Origin of the sequence: Burkholderia sp. Ac-20392 (assembly GCF_017104585.1) — a bacterium.
In the GTDB taxonomy this organism is placed as follows: domain Bacteria; phylum Pseudomonadota; class Gammaproteobacteria; order Burkholderiales; family Burkholderiaceae; genus Burkholderia; species Burkholderia lata.
The window spans coordinates 1-9,527 of record NZ_JAAGPB010000342.1; the positions used below are offsets into that span (position 1 = coordinate 1).

General features: G+C 65.5%; 7 protein-coding genes. 4 read left to right on the top strand and 3 right to left on the bottom strand.

The genetic code is table 11. The features are described from left to right. Positions 1–148 precede the first annotated feature (148 nt). Positions 149–634: an anthrone oxygenase family protein gene (locus tag G3N99_RS28145; protein ID WP_206124025.1), complete on the top strand. Its 486-nt coding sequence runs from the start codon at positions 149–151 to the stop codon at positions 632–634. 9 nt (positions 635–643) lie between these two features. Here the strand turns inward: G3N99_RS28145 and G3N99_RS28150 are convergent, their stop codons facing one another. Next, positions 644–1,759, bottom strand: a complete 1,116-nt coding sequence (locus tag G3N99_RS28150) for a hypothetical protein (protein WP_206124024.1) — start codon at positions 1,757–1,759, stop codon at positions 644–646. Positions 1,760–1,791: 32 nt separating this feature from the next. Continuing rightward, the gene (locus tag G3N99_RS28155; RefSeq protein WP_039362607.1) at positions 1,792–2,592 is read right to left on the bottom strand and encodes a helix-turn-helix transcriptional regulator; all 801 of its coding nucleotides are present in this window, start codon (positions 2,590–2,592) and stop codon (positions 1,792–1,794) included. A gap of 90 nt (positions 2,593–2,682) precedes the next feature. On the opposite strand from G3N99_RS28155, the gene G3N99_RS28160 reads away from it, so the two are divergent. Together G3N99_RS28160 and G3N99_RS28165 are read left to right on the top strand one after the other, a co-directional pair. Next, positions 2,683–3,591 carry a DMT family transporter gene (locus tag G3N99_RS28160; RefSeq protein ID WP_041492427.1) on the top strand — a complete coding sequence of 303 codons (909 nt, stop codon included), beginning with the start codon at positions 2,683–2,685 and terminating at the stop codon, positions 3,589–3,591. A gap of 26 nt (positions 3,592–3,617) precedes the next feature. After that, positions 3,618–4,565, top strand: coding sequence for an ATP-binding protein (locus G3N99_RS28165; protein WP_206124026.1), 948 nt, complete (start codon positions 3,618–3,620; stop codon positions 4,563–4,565). A 189-nt stretch (positions 4,566–4,754) separates the two neighbouring features. On the opposite strand, the gene G3N99_RS28170 is transcribed toward G3N99_RS28165, so the two are convergent. Further along, entirely contained in the window at positions 4,755–7,562 is a 2,808-nt protein-coding gene (locus G3N99_RS28170) for a TonB-dependent receptor (RefSeq protein WP_206124027.1), read from the bottom strand. Between the two features lie 1,119 nt (positions 7,563–8,681). Between G3N99_RS28170 and G3N99_RS28175 the strand changes: the two genes are divergently transcribed. After that, the gene (locus tag G3N99_RS28175; protein WP_174933731.1) at positions 8,682–9,386 is read left to right on the top strand and encodes an energy transducer TonB; all 705 of its coding nucleotides are present in this window, start codon (positions 8,682–8,684) and stop codon (positions 9,384–9,386) included. The last annotated feature ends 141 nt before the right edge of the window (positions 9,387–9,527 follow it).

Sequence of the window (9,527 nt, forward strand, 5' to 3'; positions counted from 1 at the left end):
CTTCCTCGATCGCCCCGACGTGATGGCGTCGTACACGGTGACGCTGCGCGCCGACAAGGCCGCGTACCCGGTGCTGCTGTCGAACGGCAACCTCGTCGATTCCGGCGACCTGCCCGACGGCCGCCACCGGCGTGTGGAGCGCACGATCATGATCGCGTTCGTGACCGCCGCCTTGCTGTGGGGCTCGGCCATCGGCTGCGGGTTGATGGCCGGCGTGTACTTCGCGTTCTCGACATTCGTGATGACGTCGCTCGGACGGATCGCGCCGCAGGCCGGCCTGGCCGCGATGAACGCGATCAACGTCGACATCGTGCGTTCGCCGTTCATGCCGCTGTTCCTCGTCACGACGCTGATGGCGCTTGCGCTGGTCGTGCTCGCGCTGTTCAATCGCGAGCAGCCGGGCGCGATGATGGTGGTCGCGGGTGGCGCGCTGTACGTGTTCGGCATGTTCGCGGTGACGATGGCCGTCAACGTGCCGCTCAACGATGCGCTCGCCGCGGCCGATCCGTCGACCGCGCAAGGCGCGGCGCTGTGGACGCGCTACGTGCACGACTGGACGATGTGGAATCACGTGCGCACGGTGGCGTCGGCAGCCGCGTGCGTGTTGTTCATCGCGGGGATTGCGGCGCGGTAGCGGCGCGCGTCATGCGGTGTGCGCGGCCGGCACGGGCAACCGGTATTCGGCGATCGTGCCGGCGTCGAAGGCGATCAGCGAGCCGCGTACCGGATCGTACCGCCGCGCGACGAAGCCCGGCAGCGTACCGAGCGGCGTACCCGAGCCAATGCTCCAGATCGTCGTGCCGTCGGGCGTCGCGACATACAGCGATGCGCCGTCGCTGAACAGGGCGCCGATTCGATCGGGTTCGGTCGCCATCGGAATGCGCCGGTCGTTCGACTGCAGGGCTTCGGTCACATCCAGGATGCGCACGCCGGCGTCCTGCCCGGTTTCGGCGAATTCCTCCTCGTCCCAGTCGGCGAGCCCCCAGTACGCGATATGACGGCTGTCGATCCAGCAGGCAGGCGTGTCCCAGTCGTCGCGCTGGGTCAGGCTGACCACCGATTCGCCGTCTTCGCTTTCGAAGGGATTCGCGTCGAGCCATGCGTCGACCGACCAGGCACGCGGGATCGAAACGGGTTGCCAGACCCATCCGTCATCGAACAGCCGGCTGCCGTCGAGGCTCGGCACCAGCCGGCCGTGGAAGTAGTCGAGATAGTGTTCGGGCCGCTCGTCGTTGGCGTACGGCGCGATGTCGCGCGCGGTCAGCGATGCGCCGGTGGCAGGGTCGGCCGCATCGAGCCGGTTCCAGGCGGTGCGGTGCACGAAGATCGTGCGGTCGCGATGACGGAGGAAGCACGCGCTGAACGGGACGGTATGCGGATAGTAGTCGCCGCCGTCGAGTTGCATCGTCGGGGAGCCGGTGGCGACGTCGACGACGAGGCCGTGCCGCCCGTAGTCGGTCACGATCGCCGCGTACCGGCCGTCAGGCGACGCGTGCAGGCGATAAGCGGGTGTGCCGAACGCGGTGTGGCCCGTCGGTGGCGGGAGTGGCGGCAACGGCACCGAACATGGCGTCGTACGGCATCCCGTATCGAGATCGACGCCGTGCAGCGAACCGTCCGTCGTCAACACGAGCAGGTGGCCGTAGCCGGCTTGAACGGCGCAGATATCGACGATCGGCGTGTGTTCCCACGTGAGCGTATTCACGGCAGGGGATTCGTGCGTCGATGCAGACGAACGGTGCGGGATGTTCGTATTCATGGGCGCGATTCTATCGCCCACGGCGGCCGTGCCTACGCATAAAACGCCGACGGCGACACGCCGAAATGCCGCTTGAACATCGCGGAAAACGCGCTCTGGCTGCTGTAGCCGTGATCCATCGCGACGGTCAGCACCTTCTCGCCGTGCGCGAGGCGCTTGAGCGCGAGCAGCAGCCGCGCCTGTTCGCGCCAGCGGCGGAAGCTGAGCCCCGTCTCGCGCCGGAACGCGCGATGGAGCGTGCGAACCGACAGGCCGAGCAGGTCGGCCCACTCGGCGATCGTGCGGAGGTCGTCGGGCGCGGCGACGAGCGCGTCGCAGATCGTGCGCAGGCGCGGGTCGTGCGGCCACGGCAGGTACAGCGGCAGCAGCGGCGCGACCGTCACCTCGGCGAGCAGCAGGTGCATCAGGTGATCGTGGCGCGAGCCCGGCGCATAGTCGAGCGGCACGTCGACCGCGGCGAGGATCAGCTCGCGCAGCAGCGGATGCACTTCCACGACGCAGCTTCGCGCGGGCAGGTGCTCGACCGCGCCCGGCTCGACGAACACCGTGCGCATCTGCACGTCGCCGCTCATCTGCACCGTGTGGTCGAGACCGGCTTCGAGCCACACGCCGCGCGTCGGCGGCACGACCCACGACGCGCCTTCCGACTGCACGTGCATCACGCCCTCGATCGCATAGAGCAGCTGCGCGCGGCGATGGCGGTGCGGCGCGATCGACGTGCCGTGCGCGTACGTCGCCGCCATCGCCGAAACGGGCATCGGCGTCGATTCGAAGCGCAGGTGGGCACCGGGCGGCGTGGACTCGAGTGTCCGATTCGCGACAAGTCGTGACATTTTGGCGTGAGACAGGCAGTTGGTCGGGCGGGCACGATGGCGTTCCCATCCACGCCAGACCCCTGTCAGGATATTAATCCGTCAAACGCGATGAACAAGTCCCCATTTCTGTTTCCTTTCTGCGCGATCGCGCTGTGGGCCGGCAACGTGGTCGTGTCGAAGCTGTCGGCGTCGACGATCGACCCGTCGGCGATCACCTTCTACCGGCTGCTGCTCGCCGTCGCGCTGATGAGCGTGTTCACGCTGCGCCCCGCGTGGCGCAATCGCGCGGCGCTCGTCGCGCACCTGCCGAAGCTCGCGGTGCTCGGCTTTCTCGCGATGGCGCTGTTCCAGAGCCTGTCCTACGAGGCCGCGAAGACGACCAGCGCGACCAACATGGCGATCATCACGGCGCTCGTGCCGCTGATGACGATGGCGCTCAGCTCGCTGCTGCTCGGCGATCCGCCCAGTGTAGGCATGATCGGCGGCGGGGTGCTGTCGCTCGCGGGTGTCGTCTACCTGATCGCCGAGGGGCATCCGACGACGATCGCCGCGCGTGGCGTGCATACGGGCGACTTGCTGATGCTGGCCGCGTCGGCCGCGTATGCGCTGTACGGCGTGCTGCTCAAGCGCTGGCGCATCGGCGCGCTGCCGGCGTGGCAGTCGACCTACGTGCAGGCGCTCGCCGCGCTCGTGTTCATGGTGCCGATGCTGCTGCGGTTGCCCGCGCAGGCGGCGTGGCCGACGCGTGCGAGCGTGCCGCTGATCCTGTATGCCGGTGTGCTGGCGTCGGTGGTGCTGCCGTATCTGTGGATGCAGGGCGTGCGGCTGCTCGGCCCGAGCCGCTGCGCGATGTTCATGAACCTGCTGCCGGTGATGACGGCCGGCGGCGCGATCGTGCTGCTCGGCGAATCGCTGAAGCTGTATCACCTGATCGGCGGCGGCGTGGCGCTCGTCGGCGTCGCGATCGCGCAGCGGTTTCCGTTCCAGGCGAGCGCATCGCAAGGAGTGCGGCAATGAGCGGCGATCGCGACATGCAGAACCTGATGGCTGCGCTGCCGGATGCGCGTGCAGCCGTGGAGGGGCCGGCGCTCGCGCACCAGCTCGAACGGATCGCGACCGCGCTTGAAGCGCTGGCGGGCACCGGGCAGCCGGCGCCGGTCGAATTCGATGCGGCTGTCGCATTCCGCTGGCGCGGCTTCGACGGCGGGCCACGGACGCCGCCGCTCGAACCGGTCGCGACGCCCGCGCTCATCGCGTTCGATGCGCTGCGCAATGTCGAGCGACAGGTGGCGATCGTCGAACGGAACACGCGGCAGTTCGTGCGCGGGTTCGCGGCGAATCACGTGCTGTTGACCGGCGCGCGCGGCACCGGGAAGTCGTCGATCGTGAAGGCGTGCCTGCACGCGTTCGCACCGCACGGGCTGCGGCTGATCGAGGTCGGCAAGGAGCAGTTGAGCGATCTGCCGGCGATCGTCGAGCTGGTGCGTGCGCGGCCCGAGCGGTACATTGTGTTCTGCGACGACCTGTCGTTCGAGGCGGGCGAGACCGGCTACAAGGAACTGAAGACGGTGCTCGACGGCTCGGTCGCGAGCGACCTGTCGAACGTGCTGGTGTACGCGACGTCCAATCGCCGCCACCTGATGCCCGAGCAGGCGAGCGACAACGCGAACGTGTCGCGTGCGGAGAACGGCGAGCTGCATCCGGGCGACGCGGTGGAGGAGAAGATCTCGTTGTCCGAGCGCTTTGGGATCTGGGTGACGTTCTACGGGTTCACGCAGGATGCGTATCTGGCCGTTGTCGACAGCCGGCTTGGCGAGGCCGGATTCGATGCGGAGCAGATTCGCGCGGCGCGCGAACCGGCGCTGCAGTGGGCGCTGGAACGCGGTGCGCGGTCGGGGCGGATTGCCGCGCAGTTCGTGCGGGATTATGCGGGGCGGCTGGCGGAAGAGGGGACCGCGGGCGAAGGCGCACACGAGCGGCGCACGGGTTGAGCGGAGCAACTGCTTGATGCGTGGCGCGTTGCATTCGCCGGCAAGGCATCCACTTCGTCGGATGCCGGGCAGGCTTTGCGCGTGGCGTCGCCGTTAACCACCGGCTGCCGCATCGATTGCGGCAGCCGGCGCTCCAGGGTTTCGCTGAATCGCGGCCCCGGCACGCCGGCCCGCGCGGACGGGCGGGGATCAACTGAAGCGATGGCTGAATTCCAGCCACAGCGTACGGCCGTAAGGCATGTAGTAGCCGACCGTGTAGTAAGGCCAGCCGGCGGAATCGTCGTGCTTGATCGTGTTGAACACGTTGTTCATGACGAAAGTCAGCGACGTGTCGCGCGAAAACTGGTGCGAGAGGCTCAGGTTCGCGAGCGTGGTCGGCGTCAGGTACGCGGTCTGGGCCGCATTCGGCACCTTGCCGTAGCGCTCGACCTGGATCGTCGACGTCCACTTCGGAATCGACCAGGTCAGGCTCATCGTGAGCTTGTCCGGCCACTCCGGGTTGCCGGTCGGGTTCGCGAGCGAATGCAGGAGATCCTGCACCGGGCCGTTGGTATATTGCTGGTACTGGTGGCTGAGGACCTTCGTGAAGTTGGCGCTCAACAGGAACGTGCCCGCGCGGCCGGCGCGCACGCGCCATTTGCCGCCGAGGTCGAAGCCTGTCGTCTTTTCCATCGCGGCGTTGATCGGGTTCACGAGGATCGTGTTGATCGCGCCGGGATCGAGCACGGCCGTCAGCGGGTTGCGGATCACGCGGCTCAGCGCATCCACGCAGTTGGGCGAACTGGCGCTCAGTTGCCCCGTGCGGCAGGCGGATTCGGTCCGCAGCAGATTGTCCGGATCGATGGTCGTGACGAGATTGTCGATGCGGATGTTGTAGTAATCGGCCGACAGGTCGATGTCCGGCGTGGGCGCGAGCACGAAGCCGGCACCCCACGATTTGCCGTTTTCCGGCTTCAGGTTCGCATTGCCCTTCTGAATGAAGTTCGAGCCCGGCGACACGTTCGCGTATTCGCACGATGCGAGCGATTTCCCCGACTGGTTGCAGCGGAAGTAGTCGGTGGTCGATTCGAAATAGCCCTTCGACTGGCTCATGAAGATGTAATTCATGTCCGGTGCACGAAAGCTCGTACCGTAATTGCCGCGCAGCAACAGCTCGCGCAGTGGCCGGTATTCGAGCCCGAGGTCGTACGTGAGCTTGTTGTTGCGGGTGCCGGCGAACGAGTAGTCGTCATAGCGCGTGGCGACGTTCGCGGTCAACTGGCTCAGGATCGGGATGCGCAGCTCGAGCGCGGCCGCGTAGCGCTTGCGATTGCCGCTCGCACCGGTCGCGCCGGCCGAGTTGTAGTACACGCCTTGATTGAGCGCGGGGTCGATGGCGTTGCTGAAGCCCTGCGTGCCGTATTCGATCACGCTGGCGGCGCGCACGGGGCCCGCGGGCAGCGAGAACAGGTTGCCGTTGGCGGCGAGGCTGAAGGTCTGCGTCCACGTGTTGTTCCGGCTGGTCGATTCGCCGTACATCGACGCGAACTGGTTCGGCGTGAGCGGGGTCGCGAAGCGTGCGGCGCTGGGCGCGTAGATCGGAGCGCCGTCGGCCGCGGTGCCGAGCTGCGGGCCGAGGTAATAGCGGTCGACGTTCGAGAACAGGCGCGGCGCCGTCGCGCGGCTCTGGTAGCCGGACGCGCTGTACGTGAGCTCGTAGTTCCAGCTGCTGTCGGGCAGCTTGCCGCGCAGGCCGGTGATCAGGTTGCCCGCGACGTCGTCCCAGCGCTTGTTCCACACCGATGCGCCGCCGATCTCCTGCGGCGAGATGCGCTTGGTCCACGCCTCGTTCGCCCCGGTTTCCTGATTGAAGAAGTAGCCGGTCGTCGCCGCGGCCGACGTCCAGCTCGGGCCGCGGGTGTTGTTCTCCGTCTGGTTCCAGGCAGTCGACACGGAGCCGAACAGCGTGACGAGATCGCTCAGCCGGTATTCGACGCCGCCGTACAGGTTCTCGCTGACGTTGTTCGTTTGCGTCGTCCAGTACGACGGCTGCGCGCCGCCGCTACCGCAGTACGCGCCATTGCGGGTGTTGACGGTGGACGTGCCGCCGAATGCGCCGATGCCCGCGAGCGCGCCGCACGCGCCGGCGGCACCGACGTAGCGGCCGGTGTCGAGGTTCTGGCGTGCCCAGGTCTTGGTCGGCGTTTCGCCTTCGAGTGTCGACGCCGACATGAAGTCGCGCTGCCCGGACCATATCGGATTGGTCTTGCTGATCTCGAGGCCGAACACCGTGCTCAACGCGCCGAATTCCTTGCCGCCCGACACCTGAAGCCGGCCGTTGCCGCCGCCGCCGTCCCAGGTTCGGCCGCCCTTGACGTTGACCTCGATGCCATCGATGTGCTTCTTCATGATGATGTTGACCACACCCGCGATCGCGTCCGAGCCGTATACGGCGGAGGCCGCACCGTTCAGGATTTCGATCCGGTCGATCATCGCCGATGGAATGTTGGCCAGGTTCACGAAGTTGACGTTGCCGTCGTACGCGATCGGGTAGTCGGCCACGCGTCGGCCGTCGACGAGGACGAGCGTGTGGTTCGGGCCCAGGCTGCGCAGGCTGAGCGCATTCGCGGCCGGCGTGAACGTGTTGCCGAAGTCGGCGCCTTGCGTGAAGCCCGTGTTCTGGGTTTGCGACTGGAGCGCGTCGAAGACGTTTCGGTACCCTTTCGATTCGATCTCCTGACCGGTAATGACGGTGACGGGCGTTGCCCCTTCCTTCTCGGAGCGTGGAATGCGCGACCCCGTCACGACGAACGTTTTCAGCGATGCGGCTGCGGGCTTTTGCGTCGTTTCCTCGTTGCGGGCCGGTGCGGCGGCGCTGGCCGGGTTGGGCGGCGCGCCGACGGCGGCTGTGCTCGACGCGGCTTCCTGCGCGGCGGCGGGCATCCAGGTCGTTGCGAGGCCGGACAGGCAGAGCGCAATCGCGCTCCCTCTCTTGATATAGAGCGACGTGTTTTGCATCTTCAAGTAGGTTGGCGAGCAGGTTCAATGGCTGGCAGTTGCCGGGCATCCATGCCGCTTACGGCGGCATGGCGACTCGCAACTCCCTTTCGTCCGCGCAATTCCAGCGTCTGATTCGAGCTCCCGGAATGACGGGTGCGATCTGAAATCGGTTGAATGAATCGATTTTTCTTTCAGATGCCGTATTCGGGAGTAATGGCCGGTGGCGTGGCGAGAGACTTTATCGATCGACTTTTGGTCCGGCAAATGATCGTTACGTATATTGATGTGGCCGGGAGTAAGTAAATTGAAATGACTGGCTTATTCAATTTATCCGCTGAAAACAGGAAAAGCACCTGGCTTCGCGCGATGCGTCGCGTCGCAGCCGGTCATTCGCTACAGGTCGCGCCATCCGGGCTGCTTTGCGTATCGGCCGATCGCCGCGCGTAAAACCTGCGCGACGACCGTCGGATTGGCCGCCTGCTTCGAGCCGCGGCATGAAATCCGCTGGAATGTACGAGGCGCGTGGTGTCCGGCGGAATGCGTGGTGCGTGAAACCGTGGTTCGCCAGCGACGTCCGTCAACCGGACATCGGCGCCATTCGAGCGGAATCCCGCTTCGGAAAACATCGCTTCAGGGCAAATAAAATAGTGTGAAAGTTTGATGTGATCAAACTTGTCTGGATTATCGGATGCCCCGAAATTGGGAATGTTTGATGTGATTAAACTTTTAAAGTTTGAGTAATAAGCGAGGCAAGTTTGATCCAGTCAAACTTTGAGTGTTTCATCAAAAAAAGTTTGACGGTCAAAATTTTTTCTTGATATCGTTCGCAATCAAGGAGCGGCGGTTTTTTTGAGGTATTCAATCATTTTCGAATATCTTCCATTTCGACCCATGTGATCGAGGTCGGGCTGCGCTCCGCCGGCCGCTGTTCGAGCGGACGGGCATCCGCTTCATTTTCCGGAATCTAATCAATTTCGATAAGCCGTGATTTTCCCGTGTCGAGCGATCGGCGGGCGGGAAACGCATGTTCCGGAATAAGTAATGCTGATTTCTGGGTATTGAATCAAACACTGCCGCCGTCCGGGCCGTGGGGCATCGTGCATCGGCGACATTCGCATTGGGGGGCTGAAGGTGGGTATCAAGATCGAGGACGGTGTGTTCGCGTCCGGTGGTGGGCCGGCGATGCCCGGGCGCCCGCGGCAGTTCGGCGGGAAACAGCAGAACCCGGTGCGCCGGTTCGGCGGCATCGCGGTCGTGCTGCTGCTGCATGTGTTGCTGGTTTACGCGCTCGTCAACGGCCTCGCGACCAAGGTCGTGCAGGTGATTCAGCATCCGATCGAAACCCGCATCATCGAGCCGGTGAAGCCGCCGCCGCCCCCGCCACCGTTGCCGGTGGTCAAGCTGCCGCCGCCGAAAGCGACGTTGCCGCCGCCGCCGTTCGTGCCGCCCGCGGAGGTGCCGGTGCAGGCGCCGCCGCAAGCGACGATCACGCATCAGGCCGCGCCCGTGCCGTCCGCACCGGCCGTGCAGGCGCCGGTGGTTGCGCCGCCGGCGCCGGTGGCGAAGGCGGTCAGCCACGAGGTCGGGGTGGTCTGTCCGAATTCCGACCAGATGCGCGCATCGATGCAGTATCCGAAGGAAGCGCAGGAAAACAACATCACCGGCGACGTCACGATCGAATTCGTCGTCGATGCGGACGGCAACATCACCAACGTCCGGGTGGCGCAGTCGGCCGATCCGATCCTGGATCGCGCCGCCTACAACACGGTCAAGCGATTCAAGTGCACGGCGCAGGGGCAGCCGGTTCGCGTTCAGGTTCCGTTCTCGTTCAACCTGAACTGAACCGGTGCAGGGCGCCCGGCGGGCAGGACAGGATTTCAAATCGATCAGTTTAACGAAACAAATGGAGTAGGTATGGCAAAGCGTTCACTGGCCGCACTGGCGGCCTGCATGTTGATTTCCGCCGTCACGCTCGACGCGCTC

Excerpts from the sequence above, each read along its gene's own strand:
- G3N99_RS28165 (WP_206124026.1), top strand. The coding sequence starts at position 3,618 with ATGGCTGCGCTGCCGGATGCGCGTGCAGCCGTGGAGGGGCCGGCGCTC.
- G3N99_RS28150 (WP_206124024.1), bottom strand. The coding sequence starts at position 1,759 with ATGAATACGAACATCCCGCACCGTTCGTCTGCATCGACGCACGAATCC.
- G3N99_RS28160 (WP_041492427.1), top strand. The coding sequence starts at position 2,683 with ATGAACAAGTCCCCATTTCTGTTTCCTTTCTGCGCGATCGCGCTGTGG.
- G3N99_RS28145 (WP_206124025.1), top strand. The coding sequence starts at position 149 with ATGATCGCGTTCGTGACCGCCGCCTTGCTGTGGGGCTCGGCCATCGGC.
- G3N99_RS28170 (WP_206124027.1), bottom strand. The coding sequence starts at position 7,562 with ATGCAAAACACGTCGCTCTATATCAAGAGAGGGAGCGCGATTGCGCTC.
- G3N99_RS28155 (WP_039362607.1), bottom strand. The coding sequence starts at position 2,592 with ATGTCACGACTTGTCGCGAATCGGACACTCGAGTCCACGCCGCCCGGT.